General features: G+C 73.0%; 14 protein-coding genes. 7 read left to right on the top strand and 7 right to left on the bottom strand.

All coding sequences use genetic code 11. The annotated features are described in order from the left end of the window. Positions 1–4: 4 nt before the first annotated feature. The 3 genes from AB0N27_RS06965 to AB0N27_RS06955 all read right to left on the bottom strand — a co-directional run bounded on the left by AB0N27_RS06965 (position 5) and on the right by AB0N27_RS06955 (position 5,200). Positions 5–1,945, bottom strand: a complete 1,941-nt coding sequence (locus tag AB0N27_RS06965) for an ABC transporter ATP-binding protein (protein ID WP_364366104.1) — start codon at positions 1,943–1,945, stop codon at positions 5–7. A 74-nt stretch (positions 1,946–2,019) separates the two neighbouring features. Then, positions 2,020–3,477 carry an ATP-binding protein gene (locus AB0N27_RS06960; protein ID WP_364364356.1) on the bottom strand — a complete coding sequence of 486 codons (1,458 nt, stop codon included), beginning with the start codon at positions 3,475–3,477 and terminating at the stop codon, positions 2,020–2,022. 55 nt (positions 3,478–3,532) lie between these two features. Beyond that, a complete protein-coding gene (locus AB0N27_RS06955) occupies positions 3,533–5,200 on the bottom strand; it encodes an FAD-dependent oxidoreductase (RefSeq protein WP_364364353.1) in 1,668 nt (555 codons plus the stop codon). Positions 5,201–5,382: 182 nt separating this feature from the next. Between AB0N27_RS06955 and AB0N27_RS06950 the strand changes: the two genes are divergently transcribed. The 6 genes from AB0N27_RS06950 to AB0N27_RS06925 all read left to right on the top strand — a co-directional run bounded on the left by AB0N27_RS06950 (position 5,383) and on the right by AB0N27_RS06925 (position 11,362). Further along, positions 5,383–7,569 (top strand): hypothetical protein, encoded by a 2,187-nt coding sequence (locus AB0N27_RS06950; RefSeq protein WP_364364350.1) that lies wholly within the window; start codon positions 5,383–5,385, stop codon positions 7,567–7,569. Between the two features lie 32 nt (positions 7,570–7,601). Then, complete coding sequence (gene smpB, locus AB0N27_RS06945) at positions 7,602–8,093, top strand: SsrA-binding protein SmpB (RefSeq protein ID WP_355028660.1); 492 nt, start codon at positions 7,602–7,604, stop codon at positions 8,091–8,093. A 182-nt stretch (positions 8,094–8,275) separates the two neighbouring features. Further along, a complete protein-coding gene (locus AB0N27_RS06940) occupies positions 8,276–8,692 on the top strand; it encodes a TOBE domain-containing protein (protein ID WP_364364346.1) in 417 nt (138 codons plus the stop codon). Then, positions 8,689–9,486 (top strand): molybdate ABC transporter substrate-binding protein, encoded by a 798-nt coding sequence (gene modA, locus AB0N27_RS06935; protein WP_364364343.1) that lies wholly within the window; start codon positions 8,689–8,691, stop codon positions 9,484–9,486. Before AB0N27_RS06940 ends, modA begins: the two co-directional genes overlap by 4 nt. Continuing rightward, the gene (locus AB0N27_RS06930) at positions 9,483–10,298 is read left to right on the top strand and encodes an ABC transporter permease (RefSeq protein WP_364364340.1); all 816 of its coding nucleotides are present in this window, start codon (positions 9,483–9,485) and stop codon (positions 10,296–10,298) included. Before modA ends, AB0N27_RS06930 begins: the two co-directional genes overlap by 4 nt. Then, positions 10,295–11,362, top strand: a complete 1,068-nt coding sequence (locus AB0N27_RS06925) for an ABC transporter ATP-binding protein (RefSeq protein ID WP_364364337.1) — start codon at positions 10,295–10,297, stop codon at positions 11,360–11,362. Before AB0N27_RS06930 ends, AB0N27_RS06925 begins: the two co-directional genes overlap by 4 nt. Positions 11,363–11,380: 18 nt before the next feature. Here AB0N27_RS06925 and AB0N27_RS06920 read toward each other — a convergent pair whose 3' ends face one another. The 4 genes from AB0N27_RS06920 to AB0N27_RS06905 all read right to left on the bottom strand — a co-directional run bounded on the left by AB0N27_RS06920 (position 11,381) and on the right by AB0N27_RS06905 (position 14,191). Beyond that, positions 11,381–11,794: a type II toxin-antitoxin system Phd/YefM family antitoxin gene (locus AB0N27_RS06920; RefSeq protein ID WP_364364334.1), complete on the bottom strand. Its 414-nt coding sequence runs from the start codon at positions 11,792–11,794 to the stop codon at positions 11,381–11,383. Between the two features lie 42 nt (positions 11,795–11,836). Beyond that, positions 11,837–12,409, bottom strand: a complete 573-nt coding sequence (locus tag AB0N27_RS06915; RefSeq protein ID WP_364364331.1) for a GNAT family protein — start codon at positions 12,407–12,409, stop codon at positions 11,837–11,839. Between the two features lie 81 nt (positions 12,410–12,490). Further along, a complete protein-coding gene (locus AB0N27_RS06910) occupies positions 12,491–12,931 on the bottom strand; it encodes a hypothetical protein (protein ID WP_364364328.1) in 441 nt (146 codons plus the stop codon). 33 nt (positions 12,932–12,964) lie between these two features. Continuing rightward, entirely contained in the window at positions 12,965–14,191 is a 1,227-nt protein-coding gene (locus tag AB0N27_RS06905) for a hypothetical protein (protein ID WP_364364325.1), read from the bottom strand. Positions 14,192–14,359: 168 nt separating this feature from the next. Here AB0N27_RS06905 and AB0N27_RS06900 point away from each other — a divergent pair, with 168 nt between their 5' ends. Continuing rightward, positions 14,360–15,919, top strand: a complete 1,560-nt coding sequence (locus AB0N27_RS06900; protein ID WP_364364322.1) for an NAD(P)/FAD-dependent oxidoreductase — start codon at positions 14,360–14,362, stop codon at positions 15,917–15,919. Positions 15,920–15,932: the final 13 nt, after the last annotated feature.

The raw sequence follows: 15,932 nt of genomic DNA, 5'->3' as shown, positions 1-15,932 counted from the left end.
CGGGTCAGCGGGGCACTGCCTCGTCGGTCCCGGCCCGGTAGCCGGCGGCCTGCAGCTCGAACAGCTCGCGGTAGAGGCCGCCGGCGGCCATCAGCTCGTCGTGGCTGCCCTGCTGGATGAGGCGTCCCTGGTCGAGCACGAAGATCCGGTCGGCGTGCCGCACGTTCGCCAGCCGGTGGGTGATCAGCACGACCGCCCGGTCTGGGTGACGGCGCAGGTGCTGGAACAGGGCGTGCTCCGCGCGGGCGTCCAGGGCGGCCGACGGCTCGTCGCAGATCAGCAGGGCCGCGTCGCGGTAGAGGCCGCGCGCGGCGACCAATCGTTGCCACTGGCCACCGGACAGCTCGTGGCCGTCCTTGAACTCCCGGTCGAGCAGCGTGTCGTAGCCGTGCGGCAGGCCGACGATCATGTCGTGGGCGGCTGCCGCCCCGGCCGCCTCCTGCACGCTCGGGCCGGGTCGGTCCGGCGGACGGTCGTGCCGGCCGACGCGGATGTTCTGCCCGGCGGTGAACGGGAACTTCCACCACTCCTGGGTCATCACGGCCACCTGCGCGCCGAGGGCACGCGGGTCCAGTTCGGCGGCGTCCACGCCGTCCCACCGGATCACCCCGCCGGTCGGCTGGTACAACCCCGCGATCAGTTTGGCCAGGGTGGTCTTGCCCGAGCCGTTCTCGCCGACGAGCGCCACCACCTCGCCCCGCCGGATGGTGAGGCTGACCCGGTCCACCGCCGGGGTGTCGGTGTCCGGGTAGCGCAGGCTCACCTCGTCCAGCTCGATCACGTCGACACCGTCCGTCGACAGGTCGCCGCCGACCGGCACCCGGGCGTGGGCACGAGCCAGGAAGTCCCGGTAGTCCTGGTAGTAGAGGGCGTCCTCGTACAGCGAGTTGGTGGCGACCACCGCGACGCCCATGCTGGTGCGCGCGGACTGCAGGGCGAGCAGGGCGGTCGCGGCGGCGGCCAGGGCGACCATCCCGGCCAGCAGCAGCCCGCCGAGGACTGCGTACACCCCGAAGGTGGCGAGCCCCGCCATCGTCGCCCCGACGACCCGGGTGCCGGTCTGCGAACGGACCAGCCGCAGCTCGGCCCGGGTTTCGACGGCCATCACCCCGCGGTACTCGGCGAGCAGGAAGTCGCGCATCTGGTACGCGCGCACCTCGGCCGCGGTACGCCTGTTCGCCATCAGGTGGGCCAGCATCCACATCCGGCGGCGCCTGGTGATCCGGGCCAGCATCGCCAGGTACTCCCGGCGGGCCATCCGTACCGCGGTGGCCGCCTGGGGCACCGCCGCGAGCAGCAGGCACGGCAGCAGCAACGGCTGGATGACTGTCACCGCGACGGCGGTGGCGAGCATCCCGACCACGCCGGTGACCAGGTTGACCGTGTGGTCGACGATCCACGCGGCCTCGGCCATCCCCCGGTCACGGGCGCGGTCCATCTCCTCGGCGAAACCGGCGTCGTCGAACGCGGCGAGGTCCACCGCCGTGGTGGCCTCGAACAGCCGCAGCTCCACCTGGTAGTTGATCTGCGGGGTCAGCCGTGCCTGCGCCCAGCCCGCCGCGATGGTGAGGCCGCCCCGCGCCGACACCGCCGACGCGGCCACGATCAGCGCCGGCAGGGCCGATCGGACGCGGTCCGGGGTGGGACCGGCGGCGAACAGCTCCCGCAGCACGCTCGTCGTGGCGAGCAGGCCGAACGTGGTCATCACCCCGGCCGCGATGTTCAGGCCGATCGAGGTGACCGTGTCGCGGCGGTTGGTGGACCAGGCCAGCCCGACCGCCTCGCGGACCAGCCGGGGCAGCCGGCGGGCCACCGCCCAGAAGCTGGTGTGCGCGAACTCCTGGGCGTGGTGCAGCCACTCGCGATCCTCCAGCTCCGGGAGCATCGTGTCCGGTGGATCGTCCGGGTTGGCGTCGTCCTCGACGGGGGTGCGCTGGCGGGCCATCGACTCCACGGACCCTCCTCGGGGGCGGGCATCACGATCGCGCCGAGACTACTGCCAGCAACCAGGCGCTGTCTCTAGGTGATCGGCGCGTCGTGCGGCGCGTCCGGTGCGCCCCCGGCGACCGGGAGCAGCACCCGGAACGTCGTGCGCCCGGGCTCGGTCTCCACCCGGATGTCGCCGTGATGCTTGTGCACCACGATCCGGTACGAGATGTCCAGCCCCAGCCCCGTGCCCGAGCCGACCGGCTTGGTGGTGAAGAACGGTTCGAAGATGCGCGGACGCACCTCCGGCGGAATGCCCGGCCCGGTGTCGGTGATCTCCACAGTCAGCAGGTCGTCGACGCGTCCGGTGCGGACGGTCAACACGCCCTTCTCCCCCATCGCACCCAGCGCATTGTCGATCAGGTTGGTCCACACCTGGTTCAGCTCGGCCGCGTACGCCGGAACCGGCGGCAGGCTCCGGTCGTACTCCCGGACCAGCTTGACCTCGGCGGGGATCTTGCCCTTGAACATCACCAGGGTGGCGTCGAGCAGATCGTGCACGTCCACCACCCGGTGCGGCGCACGGTCCAACTGCGAGTACTGCTTGGCGGCCCCCACCAGGCCGGAGATCCGGGTGACCGCGTCGCCGATCTCCCGCATCAGCAGCTCGGTGTCCACCGTGTAGGTGAGCCACCGCACCGCCGCCTCCAGGTCGGCCGGACCGACCGCCGCCTTCATCCGCGCCAGGAAGGCCGCGTCGATGCCACCCCCGACCAGTATCGGCGCCAGGTCCCAGGCGTCCGTTACGCCGCGCTCCTCCAGCCAGTCGGTGAGCGCGTCCTCGGCGTCGGCGGTGGCCATCGGAGTCAACGTCGGCGCGGTGGCCACCCGGGCGACAGCCTCCTCCTGGAACGCGACCAGGCCGTGCAGGGCGCTGCCGTCGAGCCGACCGTCAGCGATCATGGCGAGTTTGTGACGCATACCGGCGACCCGGTCACGCAGCACCGAGGTGGCCCGCACCGCCGCCGCCGCCGGATTGTTCAGCTCGTGGGTCAGCCCCGCCGAGAGCGAACCGAGAGCCAGCAGCCGCTCCCGCTCCCCCACGATGGTCTGCGAGTCCCGCATGCCGAAGAACAGCCCCTCCAACAGGTGCATGGGCATCGGGAACCAGGTCCGCAGGGCATAGGCGAAGTCCTCCGCCGGCAGCACGAAGAAATCCGCGTCGGTCACCGCCCGCAGGCTGTTGCGGTAGGTCTGATCGACCTGGTCGCCCAGGTACGCCTGGGTGGCCCCGCCGTACACGCCACGCTGGTCGGTCCGGGAAACCTCCACATCGTCGCCGCGCACCTGCCGACTCAGGGCCACCGCACCCCGCAGCAGCACGAAGAAGCACGTCGCCGGCTCACCCTCGCCGTACACGAGGGTGCCGCCGCCACGCTGCTCGACGCGGCCACGCTCGGCCAGCCAGTCGAGCTGACCGTCGTCCAGAGCTTCGAACAGGAACAGGGTACGCAGCTGCGCCGGCGTCAACCGGTCCGACTGACCGCTCACTGGACCTCCTTCGTACGCGACTGCGGGGCTCGCAAACCCGGCTCACTCCTCGCACTCACTGGGCCTCCAAATAGCGGTGCACGAGAGAGACGGCCATCGCGCCCTCGCCGACGGCCGAGGCGACCCGCTTGACCGACTCGGCCCGCACGTCACCGGCGGCGAACACCCCAGGCACGCTCGTCTCCAGGTGGTACGGGTCACGCGACAGCGACCAGCCGGGCGGCCGCCTCCCCCCGGCCAGCAGATCCGGGCCGGTGACGATGAACCCGCGCCCGTCGCGGACCAGAACACCGTCGAGCCAGTCGGTGCGGGGCTCCGCCCCGATGAAGATGAAAAGCCAGGACGTGTCCACCGAGCGGGACTGGCCGGTACGGGTGTCGCAGAGGGTGAGCTGTTGCAGGTGCCCCTCCCCCGCCGCGCCGGTCACCGCCGTGTGCGGGTGCACGGTGATCCGGTCGATCCGCTCCAGCTGGTCGATCAGGTACCGCGACATCGACGCGGTCAGGTCCGCGCCGCGGATCAGCAGGTGCACCCGGGCGGCGTACCTGGAGAAGTGCACCGCGGCCTGGCCCGCCGAGTTGGCCCCGCCCACGATGTAGACGTCCTGGTCGACGCAGCTCGGCGCCTCCGTCGCGGCGGCGCCGTAGAAGACGCCCCGGCCGGTGAAGTCGGCCAACCCGGGCGCGTCGAGCACCCGGTACGAGACGCCGGTGGCCAGCACCACCGTGTGTGCGGCGATCTCGGTGCCGTCGCCGAAGCGCAGCAGCCGGGCGCCGCCCGCCTCGCTGAGCCCGATCACCTCCCGGGCGCTGAGCAGCTCGGCGCCGAACTTCACCGCCTGCCGCCGGGCCCGGTCGGTCAGCTGCGCGCCGGAGACGCCGTCGGGGAAACCCAGGTAGTTCTCGATCCGGCTGCTCTGACCGGCCTGCCCGCCGGTGGCGCGGCGCTCGACGAGCACCGTACGCAGCCCCTCCGAGGCGCCGTACACCGCCGAGCCCAGGCCGGCCGGCCCGCCGCCGATCACCACCAGGTCGTAGAAGTCCGACGCCGGCACCACGGTCAATCCGGCAAGGGTGGCAAGTTCGGCCTCGCTGGGTGCGACGAGCGCCTTGCCCTCGGCGGTCACCACAAGCGGCACGTCCGCCTCGGTGGCGCCGGCGGCGTCGAGCAGCCGTGCCCCCTCCGGGTCGTCGGCCAGCAGCCACCGGTACGGCACCAGGTTGCGGGCCAGGAAGTCACGGACCTTGAACGACGGGGCGGACCAGCGGTGCCCGACGACCCGGATCTCGGCGCTCGCCGCGTCCGGGGTGACCGACCACGCCTCCAGCAGGGTGTCCACCACCGGGTACAGCTTCTCCTCCGGCGGGTGCCAGGGCTTGAGCAGGTAGTGGTCCAGGTCGACCACGTTGATCGCCTCGATCGCGGCGTCGGTGTCCGTGTACGCCGTGAGCAGCACCCGGCGGGCGGCCGGGAAGATGTCCATCGCCGCTTCCAGGAACTCGACGCCTGTCATCTCCGGCATCCGGTGGTCGGCCAGCAGCAGCGCCACCTGTTCGCCGCGCAGCTTCACCTCGCGCAGCGCGTCCAACGCCTCCGGGCCGGAGGCGGCGCGCAGCACCCGGTAGCGGTCGCCGTAGCGGCGCCTGATGTCCCGAGCCACGGCCCGGGACACCACAGGGTCGTCGTCGACGGTCAGGATCACCGGGTTTGCCATGGCGCCCATGAAACCACCTGCGGCGTGTGCGCCGCACCATCGCGTGGCGCGCGACGCACGGTTGATCAGCGTCAACCCGGGTAAGCCGCGGAGCCGCGCGGGCGGCCGACGACCCGCCTGGTTGCCGCGCACACCTCGGGGGGCCCATGGCGGACTCGGCGCCGACCGGACCGACGACGACGGACAGGATCGTGGAGCTGCGCGTGCACGGTGTCTCCGGGGCCGGTGCGGACCGGGTGTTGAACCGGCCGTACGTGCACCAGGTCGCCGGTGACCGCAGCGGCGGGTTCTACCGGCCGCGTCCGGGTTACCCCGACTCGACCGGGACGGACGGGGTGACGCTCGAGGCGTACCGCTGGAGTGACCTGCCGTCCGGCACGGCCGCGCGGACGCTGTCGCTGGTGTTCCTGCTGCCGTTCATGCTGTGCAACGTGGCGCTCTGGATGCGCCCGGCGAACCCGTCGGCGAAGTACGGCTTCATGGCGCTGTGTCGCGTGCTCGCCCTCACCCTCACCATGCTCTACGTGCTCTCCATCGTCGGGGTGGCGCTGGACCTGATCGCCTGGCGTTGCATGGGCATGCCGTCGTGCCTGGCCGGCCGGAGTTCCCTGTCCTGGCTCGGCGGGCGTCCGGTCGGTGTCCGCCTGGGCGTGCTGGCACTGGTGCCGGTCGCCGCCATCGGACTCGTCTGGTGGCTGGGCGCCCGACCCAGCCACCAGTTCGACGCGTTCCGGACCAACGCCCCACCGCGGGCCTCGAAGCACCGGCTGAGCGCCGTCGGTCAGTGGGACGGCGCACCCCTGGTGGGACGGCTGCGGTCGGTGCACGTGGCGGCGGCGTTCGCCACGCTCGACGCCAGCCTGCTGACGGCGCGGGCCAGCCAGCACGCCTCGCGGGTGATGGTGGTGCTGGTGGTGGCCACCGGGGCGGTACTGGTGGCCTGTGTGCTCCTCCTGAGTGTGGTGCCGAACATCGACCGGCCGGGGGCGGCGCCGGGCGTGGACGGCGCCACCCGGGGGCTGCGCACGATCGCCTGCGGCCTCACCATCCTGGTGATCGTGCACGTCGTCGTCAGTCCGGCTCCATGGCCGCAGCGCGGCGCGCTGCCCGGCTACGGCGCGCTCGTGGCCTGGCTGTTCGTGAGCCAGACCGTGCTTGTCGCCGCCCTGGCCGTGGAGGTGCTCTGGCGGCGCGGCGACGGGCAGCGCAAGGCGGCGATACGGGCGCTGGGTGCACCTGTCTTCGTCACCATCGCCGCCGGCCTCGCCGTGGCCTTCGCCGCGGAACTGGTCTACCGGGTCGCGGACCTGCTCGACCGCGAGGGGACGACCGCGGACCGGATGGCCACCAGCCCTCCCCTGCCGTACACGTGGGCGATCTTCGGTTTTCTCCTCGCCGTGCTGAGCGCCCTGGTGGTGGCCGCCGCACTGACCGTGCTGACCGCGCCGGGGCGACGGCGGGCCGCTCGGGCGATCGTGGCCGCCGACTTCCCGCACGCGCCGCCGGAGGCGGCGGACCGGCTGCGGCGGGTGGAGCAGGCCGTGGCCCGCGCCCGGTTCACCGAACGGCTGGAGCCGCTCTCGGTGGTGTACGCCGCGCTGGCCGCGCTCGGTCTGGCCACGAGCGTGCTCGGGCTGCTCCAGCTCTACCCCGGTGACATCGCGCAGCGCTTCGTCGGGGTGCCCGAGAAGATGGTCAGCTTCCTGATCGACTCGGGCAGCTACCTGATCGCCGGGCTTCTCCTCTGGCTGGTCGTCGGTGGTCTCTTCGCGTACCGGACGGCCGGGTTCCGCCGGTACGTGGGCGTGCTGTGGGACCTGGGCACCTTCTGGCCCCGCGGCGCACACCCCTTCGCGCCGCCCTGCTACGCCGAGCGGGCAGTGCCGGAGCTGGCCAAGCGGATCTCCTACCTGGTCGAGCAGGGTCATCGGGTCCTGCTCGCCGGGCACAGTCACGGCTCGGTGCTGCTCGCCGCGACGGTGCTGCAACTGCCGCCCCGGATCACCGACCGGGTCGCGTTGCTGACCTACGGGTCTCCCCTGGGTCGGCTGTACTCGCGGCTGTTCCCCGCGTACGCCGACGACGCGGCGTTGCGGGCGATCGGTGAGCGGGTCGGCTGGCGGTGGCTCAACCTGTGGCGGGACACCGACCCGATCGGCGGCTGGATCTTCGCGTCGCACCGGCCGGGCGAGGTCGAGAACCTGACCGGGCCTGCGGCGAGCGTCGACCGCCGGTTGGTCGACCCGGAGGATGTGGTGGCGCCGCCCAGCGACAGTGTGCCGCCGCCGATCATGGGGCACTGGCCGTGCGAGTCGCAGGAGGCGTTCGCCGACGCGGTACGGGAGTTGACGGCGCGGCTGCGCACGACCGCCCGGTGACCGGCTGACGCCGGGGCGGATATCGTCGCCGGGTGAGCCCGTCCAAGCAGCCCGAGCGCCGGTTGATCGCCTCGAACAAGAAGGCCCGGCACGAGTACACGGTGCTGCGCACCTACGAGGCGGGCATCGTGCTTGTCGGCACCGAGGTGAAGTCGCTGCGCGAGGGGCGGGCCTCGCTGGTGGACGCGTTCGCGCACGAACGTGACGGCGAGATCGTGCTGTACGGCCTGCACATCGCCGAGTACGCGTACGGCACGTGGACGAACCACGCTCCCCGGCGCAACCGCAAGCTGCTGCTGCACCGCGCGGAGATCGACCGGATCCTGGACAAGGTCCGCGAGGGCGGTGTGACACTGGTGCCGCTGTCGATGTACTTCGAGAACGGGTACGCCAAGGTCGAGCTGGCCCTGGCCAAGGGCAAGCGCTCCTACGACAAGCGGCAGACGCTCGCCGAGCGGGACGCGAACCGCGAGATCGCCCGCGAGCTGGGTCGACACCTCAAGGGCCACCCCCGCCGCCCCTGACCCGCCGGCTGTCGACGGGGAGCGCTGTCGGCGGCCTCAGCGACACGCTGTCACCACTGGATCCTGGATCGAGCACGATCATGCGAGCGGGACGCAGGTGCCAGGATAATCATGCGGTCACCTGTGTGGATGCTGGCCTGTTGGGTCTGTTGGCCTTGCGGATGCCAGGTTAGGGTGAGCCGGTGACGACTTTCCGGATCGGCGCGGCGGCCGAGGTGCTCGGGGTCAGCGCCGACACGATCCGCCGCTGGGTGGACGCGGGGCGGCTGCCCGCCGGCCGCGACGGCCACGGTCATCGGATCATCAAGGGCGTCGACCTGGCCGCCTTCGCCCGCGCCCAGGCCGCCGACCCGGACGCGGGCGCCAAGTTCTCCTCCGCCCGCAACCGGCTGCGCGGCATCGTCGTGGACGTCCGTAAGGACACGGTGATGGCACAGGTCGACATCCAGGCCGGCCCGTTCCGGGTGGTGTCGTTGATGAGCCGGGAGGCCGTCGACGACCTGGACCTGCGGGTGGGTTCGGTGGCGGTCGCGGTCATCAAGTCGACCACGGTGCTTGTGGAGCGGGCCGCACCGGCCAGGCCGGGGGCCGGGGAATGACCGGGCCGAGTGGGCGGACGCGCCTGGCCGCCGTGGCGGCGTTCGCCGTGCTGGCGGCGGCCGGCTGCGGCGGTGGCGACGATCGGGGAGCTGACGGCGCGGTCCCGGATGGTCGGGTCACCGGCACGGTGACGGTGTTCGCCGCCGCGTCGCTGACGGAGTCGTTCACCCGGATCGGCAGGGAGTTCGAGGCCGCCAACCCGGGCACCACGGTCACCCTCAACCTGGCCGGCAGCTCCGCCCTGGCCAACCAGATCAACCAGGGCGCGCCGGCGGACGTCTTCGCCTCGGCAGCGCCGAAGAACATGTCGACGGTGACCGAGGCCGGCAACGCCGACGGCACTCCGAGCGTCTTCGCGCGCAACCAACTGGTGATCGCGGTGCCCCGGGGCAACCCGGCCGGGGTCACCGGGCTGGCCGACCTGACCCGCCCGGGGGTGAAGGTGGCGCTCTGCGCCGGCCAGGTGCCCTGCGGCGCGGCGGCGCGGTCGGCCCTCGACGCGGCAGGCGTCACGCTGACCCCGGTGACCCTGGAGCAGGACGTCAGGGGCGCGCTGGCCAAGGTGAAGCTCGGTGAGGTCGACGCGGCCCTGGTCTACCGCACGGACGCGCGGGCGGCGAGCGCCGACGTGACGGGTGTCGAGTTTCCCGAGTCGGCGCGGGCGGTCAACGACTACCCGATCGTCGCGCTGAAGGACGCGCCGAACAGGGCCGGCGCCCGCACCTTCGTCGCGTACGTCCGCTCGGCGCCGGCCCAGGCGGTCCTCGCCGAGGCCGGCTTCCAGGCGCCGTGAGTCGGGCCCTCGGCACCGTCGTGCCCCGGCGGCGGGGACGCGTTCCGGCGGCGTTGCTGATCCCGGCCGGGTTGGGGTTGCTCTTTCTCGTCCTGCCGCTGACCGGGCTGGTGCTCCGGGCGCCGTGGGCGACGTTGCCGCAGCGGCTCACCGAGCCGGGCGCGCTGACCGCGCTGCGGTTGTCGGTGCAGACCGCGACGCTGGCCACCGCGTTCTGTCTGCTGCTCGGGGTGCCACTGGCGTGGCTGCTGGCGCGTGTCGAGTTCCCCGGCCGGCGTCTGGTCCGCGCCCTGGTCACCGTGCCGCTGGTGCTGCCGCCCGTGGTGGGTGGCGTGGCGCTGCTGCTGGTCTTCGGCAGGCGCGGGCTGCTCGGTGGCTGGCTGGACGCCACGTTCGGCGTCACGCTGCCGTTCACCACCGCCGGTGTGGTGCTTGCCGAGTCGTTCGTCGCCATGCCGTTCCTCGTCATCGCGGTGGAGGGCGCGCTCCGGGCGGCGGACCACCGCTACGAGGAGGCGGCGGCCACGCTGGGCGCCGGCCGGTGGACCACCTTCACCCATGTCACGCTGCCGCTTGTGGCGCCGGGGCTGGCCGCCGGGGCGGTGCTCTGCTGGGCGCGGGCTCTCGGCGAGTTCGGCGCCACCATCACGTTCGCCGGCAACTATCCCGGTCGGACGCAGACCATGCCGCTCGCCGTGTACCTGGCGTTGGAGACCGACCTGGAGTCCGCGATCGTGCTCAGTCTGGTGCTGCTCGTCGTGTCGGTGGGCATCCTGGTGGCCCTGCGGGACCGCTGGATGACGAGCGCATGAGCAGTCCGCTGCTGGACGCCCGGATCATCGTCGACCGGGGCGCCTTCCGGCTCGACGTCCCGCTGCGGGTCGCGCCCGGCGAGGTGGTCGCGCTGCTCGGCCCGAACGGCGCAGGCAAGACCACAGCGCTGCGCGCGCTGGCCGGGCTGCACGCCCTCTCGGCCGGGCACGTCACGCTCGACGGCACCGACCTGGACCGGCCGACGACCGGCGGCTGGGTGCCCACCGAACGGCGGTCGGTGGGCGTGGTCTTCCAGGACTACCTGCTGTTTCCGCACCTGAGCGCACTCGACAACGTGGCCTTCGGGCCGCGCCGGCACGGCGTCGACAGACGCGCCGCGCGGGCCACGGCCCGGGACTGGCTGGATCGGGTGGGGCTGGCCGATCAGGCGTCGCGTCGGCCCCGGCAGCTGTCCGGCGGTCAGTCGCAGCGGGTGGCGTTGGCCCGCGCGCTGGCCGTGGCGCCGGCGTTGCTGCTGCTGGACGAACCGCTCGCGGCGCTGGACGCCCGCACCCGGTTGGACACCCGCGCGGAACTGCACAGGCACCTGGCCGCCCACCCGGGTGCGACGGTGCTGGTCACCCACGATCCGCTCGACGCGCTCGCGCTGGCCGACCGGCTGGTCATCGTGGAGGGGGGACGGGTGGTGCAGGAGGGTGACGGGCCGAGCGTCACGGCCCGTCCGCGTACCGACTACGTCGCTCGACTCGTCGGGTTGAACCTCTACCGGGGGCTTGCCGACGGGCACGAGGTACGCGTCGCGCCGGATCTGACGCTCGCCGTCGCGGACCGGTTGGCGGGCGAGGCGTTCGTGGCGTTCCGTCCGGCGTCGGTGGCCCTGCATCGGGCCCGGCCCGAGGGCAGCCCTCGCAACACCTGGGCAGGCACCGTCGTCGGCGTGCAGCGGCACGGCGACAACGTGCGGGTGCAGTTGGACGGGCCGATCGGGGTGGCGGCGGACGTGACGCCGGCGGCCGCCGCCCAGCTACGGCTGACCCCCGGTCAGCGGGTCTGGGTGGCGCTCAAGGCGACCGAGACGCACGCCTACCCGGCCACCGCCTGACGGCGGGACGGACGCCTGTCAGTCGGCGAGCAGGTCGTTGTGCGCGGCGCGCAGCCGGGCCAGCGCCGGGTCGCTGCCGGGGACGACCCGACGGTCCAGCTCGGCCCACACCTCGGCGAGCGCGGTGCGGACCGCGCCCAGCTCGGCGGCGTGCCGCTGGCTGCTGCGGCGGTGCTGCTCGTCGAGGCGGCGGGCCCAACCGGCGGTGACCGCGGCGAGGCGGTCGGCGTCGGCGCGGGCCTGTGCGCCGCTGCGGGCGGCCGCGGCGGGAACGATCGCGGCGACCGGGCGTGGATCGCCGTCGCGGGTGACGACGGTTACCGCGTCGGTCAGCTCGGCCAGCGCGACGAGCTGACTGAACCGGGTGCGCGCCTCACGCAGCGGCACGGAACGCGGCGGGTCGGGGTGTGGGGTGAGCGCGGGGACGGCCATGGATGCATGGTGCCGCGCGGGTACGACAGAAATTCGCTGTCGTCAGTGGACGGTGGGTGACGAGGCGGTGGGCGCGGCCAGCCATTCGTCCGCCAGCACCGACCAGACCTCCAGGTCGATGCGTCCCCGCGGGCCCGGGTACAGCTGGCGCAGCGTGCCGTCCAGGCGCAGGCCGAGCCGGCTGGCGAGGGCCTTGCTGCGGGTGTTGTCGGCGTTGGTACGCCACTCCACGCGCTGGATGCCGCGCTCGCGGACCGCCCAGTCGATGATCCGGCGGACCGCCGGCGCGACGATGCCCCTGCCCTGCGCCGCCGGCTCCACCCAGCAGCCGACCTCGCAGACCCCCAGGGTCGCGTCGAACGAGACGAACATGACGCCGCCGACAAGCGTGCCGCGCCACCACAGGCCCCAGATGCCGCCGCTGTCGTTGGCCCAGCGCTCGGCGTACCGCTGCAACACCGCACGGGCCGACGGCAGGTCGGTGGCGACGAAGGAGGACGCGACCCACGGGCTGATGTGCTCGCGGGCCCGGTCCAGGTTGGCGAGGAACTCCTCGGCCCGCCACGGGTCCAGCGGGCGCAGTTCGACGTCCTCGGTCAGCGGCAGGGCGAACACCGGGCCTCCCCCGAAGGTGCGTGTGCGACGACGGGTAGCAGGCTCGCACAGGGCGGAGGTCGGGTGCCGGCCGGGGCGGTCTCAGGCCGGCAGGTGGGTACGCAGGGCGGCGAACTGGGCAACTGTCAGATACGACGGGTTGGCGGCCTGCGGCTGGCGGAACACCTCCAGGGCGGCGAGCCGGTCGTCGGCGCGCAGCAGCGCCCGGGGCACCCGGTCCCGTTCGGCGAGGATGGGCAGCTCCAGTGGCACCGACCACTGCTGCCCCGGCGGGCCCGGCTCGGCCTCCCCGGTGACCCGGCCGACGCCCCACACCCCGTACGGCAGTCGGCCGCGGCTGCCGCTGGCCCAGAAGACCACCGGCTGCCCGGCGCGCATCAGGCGGGCGCGGTAGCCGGGGCGTACGCACCAGCTCGTCACCAGGGGATCGCGGGCGAACCGGCCGGTGAGGTCGACCAGGTCGGCGTTGCCCTTGATCAGCCAGGCGCCCAGGTCGTCGAGGCGTACCCGTGGCTCGGTCATCCGCTCATCCTGCCCGCCCGGCGGCGGTCCCAATCAGATGATCATGTGGGTCCAGTAGGTGAGCCAGAGGACGAACAACGCGCCCTGTGTCACGGCGAGCGCCGCCGTCAGCCACACGTCGACGCCGGCGCGGCGGGACCAGCGGGCCAGCACCAGTGCCACCGGGAAGGCTGCCAGCAGGTACCGCAGCAGGCTCTTGTAGACCGCCGGACCCATCGACAGCGGCACCAGCACCATGAGGACGCCGTACACCAGGTAGGCCAGCTCCCGGCGGCGGAAGCCGGCGGCCAGCACGGCCAGCACGGCCACGGCGAACCACACCCGCGCGGCGTCGCGTGGCTCCCCGGCCAGGCCGTCGAGCAGCACCGGCACCGGGTTCTGCACCTCGATCCCCCACCCGGTCCGCTGGGCGTGCTGGTAGGCGAACCAGTCCCCGCCCCGCCACCGGCAGTACGCCATGAAGGTGAACCATCCGGCGGGCAGCAGCAGCAACGGCCACCCGGTCCGCAGGTAGCCGAGCAGGGCGCGCGGGCCGAGCCGCCAGTCGTGCTGGCGCAGCAGCACCAGGGCCAGCGGCAGCACGACGAGCAGGCCGACCGACCGGCTCATCGCCAGGAAGTAGCCGAGCACACCGACGAGCAGCCACTGCCGCCGTTCGGCGTGGTAGAAGGCGGCCAGCGCGAGGCAGACGAACAGCGACTCGGTGAGCGCGGCCTGGAACAGGAACGCGGTGGGCAGCAGCACCAGGTACCTGGTGAACCGGCGGGCCGCGTCCACGTCGCCGAGCAGCAGCTCGGCCAACCGGTAGCCGTAGGCGAGGGCCAGCAGGAACGCGACGTTGCTGATCAGCAGCAGGGCCAGGGCGTTGTTGCCGCCGAGCAGCGCGCCTACCGGCCGGGCCAGGAACGGGTACAGCAGCGGGAAGCCGAAATCCCGCCACGGCCCGCTCAGTGGCAGCTCGCTCAGCCGCAGGTAGAGCAGCGCGTCCCAGGCGAACCAGAAGGAGATCCACCGGTGCCCGGAGACCTCCCGCTGCTGTGCCCACATCAGCGCCTCGTCGGCGGGCGGTGCGCCGGGAATGCCGTCCCAGGCGTGCAGCACCAGCAGCCCGAGCAGCGTGAGCAGCACCTTCGCGCCGACGAACAGTGCGATCACGTACGGCCAGGGCTGCGGGACGCGGCGGGCGAGCCGCGCCCCGGCCCGCCCGGCGCCGGCCAGCCGGGAGGCCAGTGCCGCCGCGCCACGTCGCCACCCGCGCATCCGCCCCGCTTCCCCGACCCACCCGCCGCGTGGGGGTGCCGCCCTTTTCGTTGTACGCCGCCGCGCACCCCGCCGGAGCGGAAACGCCACGACCCCGAGGTGACATTCCGGGCAGAACGGGTACGCGCCGCGCCTCAACCATTGCAGGTGATCAGGGAGTACGGCGGCATGAGCGAGCAGCACGGCACGGTGGTCATCGGTGCGGGGCCGGCGGGGCTCACGGCGGCGTACGAGCTGCTGCGGCACGGCCGGTCGGTCCAGGTGTTCGAGGCGGACGAGGTGGTCGGCGGCATCAGCCGGACCGTGGAGCGCGACGGGTGGCGGTTCGACATCGGCGGGCACCGGTTCTTCACGAAGGTGCCCCGGGTCGAGGCGTTCTGGCACGAGATCCTGCCCGACGAGGACTTCCTGACCCGGCCCCGGATGAGCCGGATCTTCTACCGGGGCGCGCTGTTCAACTACCCGCTCAGCGCGATGAACGCGCTGCGCAACCTGGGACTGCCGGAGGCGGTCCGCTGCCTGGGCTCGTACGCGCGGGCCCGGCTGCGACCACCCCGGGACCAGTCGCACTTCGAGGGCTGGGTGTCGGCCCGGTTCGGGTGGCGGCTGTACTCGATCTTCTTCAAGACGTACACCGAGAAGGTCTGGGGCATGCCGGCGGACCGGTTGCAGGCCGACTGGGCCGCGCAGCGGATCAAGAACCTGTCGCTTGCCACGGCGATCCGCAACGCGCTGCTGCCCGGCGGCCGCCGCACCGACGTGACAAGCCTGATCGAGGAGTTCCAGTACCCGAAGTACGGGCCGGGGATGATGTGGGAACGCTGCGCCGAACAGGTCCGCAAGCGCGGCGGGCGGCTGTCGACAGGCACCTGGGTGACCGCCGTGCACCGCGACCCGGAGCGGCGGCGGGCGATAAGCGTGACTGTCGACGGGGCGGGCGGGCAGCGCACCGAACCGGCCGACCACGTGATCTCGTCCATGCCGATCTCGGAGCTGGTGACCGCGCTGCGCCCGCCGGCGCCGCCGGAGGTGCTGGCCTGCGCCGCCGACCTGCGCTACCGCGACTTCCTGACCGTCGCGCTCGTGGTGCCCGCGGAGTTCTCCTTCCCCGACAACTGGATCTACGTGCACGACCCGGGGGTACGGGTGGGACGGATCCAGAACTTCGGGTCCTGGTCGCCGTACCTCGTCAAGGACGGTCGCACCTGCCTGGGCCTGGAGTACTTCGTGTTCGAGGACGACGAGATGTGGCGTACCCCCGACGCCGACCTGGTGGCCCTGGCCACCGCGGAGCTGGAGCGGTTGGGTCTGGTCCAGCCCGGCGTGGTGGAGGCCGGCTACGTCGTGCGCATGCCGAAGGCCTACCCGGTGTACGACGAGAGCTACCAGCACAACGTCGACGTGATCCGCGCGTGGCTGGCCGAGGCGGTGCCGAACGTGCACCCGGTGGGCCGCAACGGCATGCACCGCTACAACAACCAGGACCACTCGATGCTGACCGCGATGCTCACGGCGGAGAACATCGCCACCGGCAGTACGCACGACGTCTGGTCGGTGAACGTGGAGCAGGACTACCACGAGCAGTCGTCCGGCGGCGACGGCCGGCGCGGCACGGGCCGGGACGCGCCGGTGCTGCCCAGCCGGATCGTCGCCGCCCCGATCACCGTCCCCGAGGGTGTACGCCCCGCCGGCGACGGCGGCCGGTCGGCGCAGGTGCCGCTGGCGTGACCGGGGCCTCGGC

This window comes from Micromonospora sp. NPDC093244, assembly GCF_040683695.1.
In the GTDB taxonomy this organism is placed as follows: domain Bacteria; phylum Actinomycetota; class Actinomycetes; order Mycobacteriales; family Micromonosporaceae; genus Micromonospora.
This window is presented reverse-complemented; position numbering and strand designations above follow the sequence as displayed.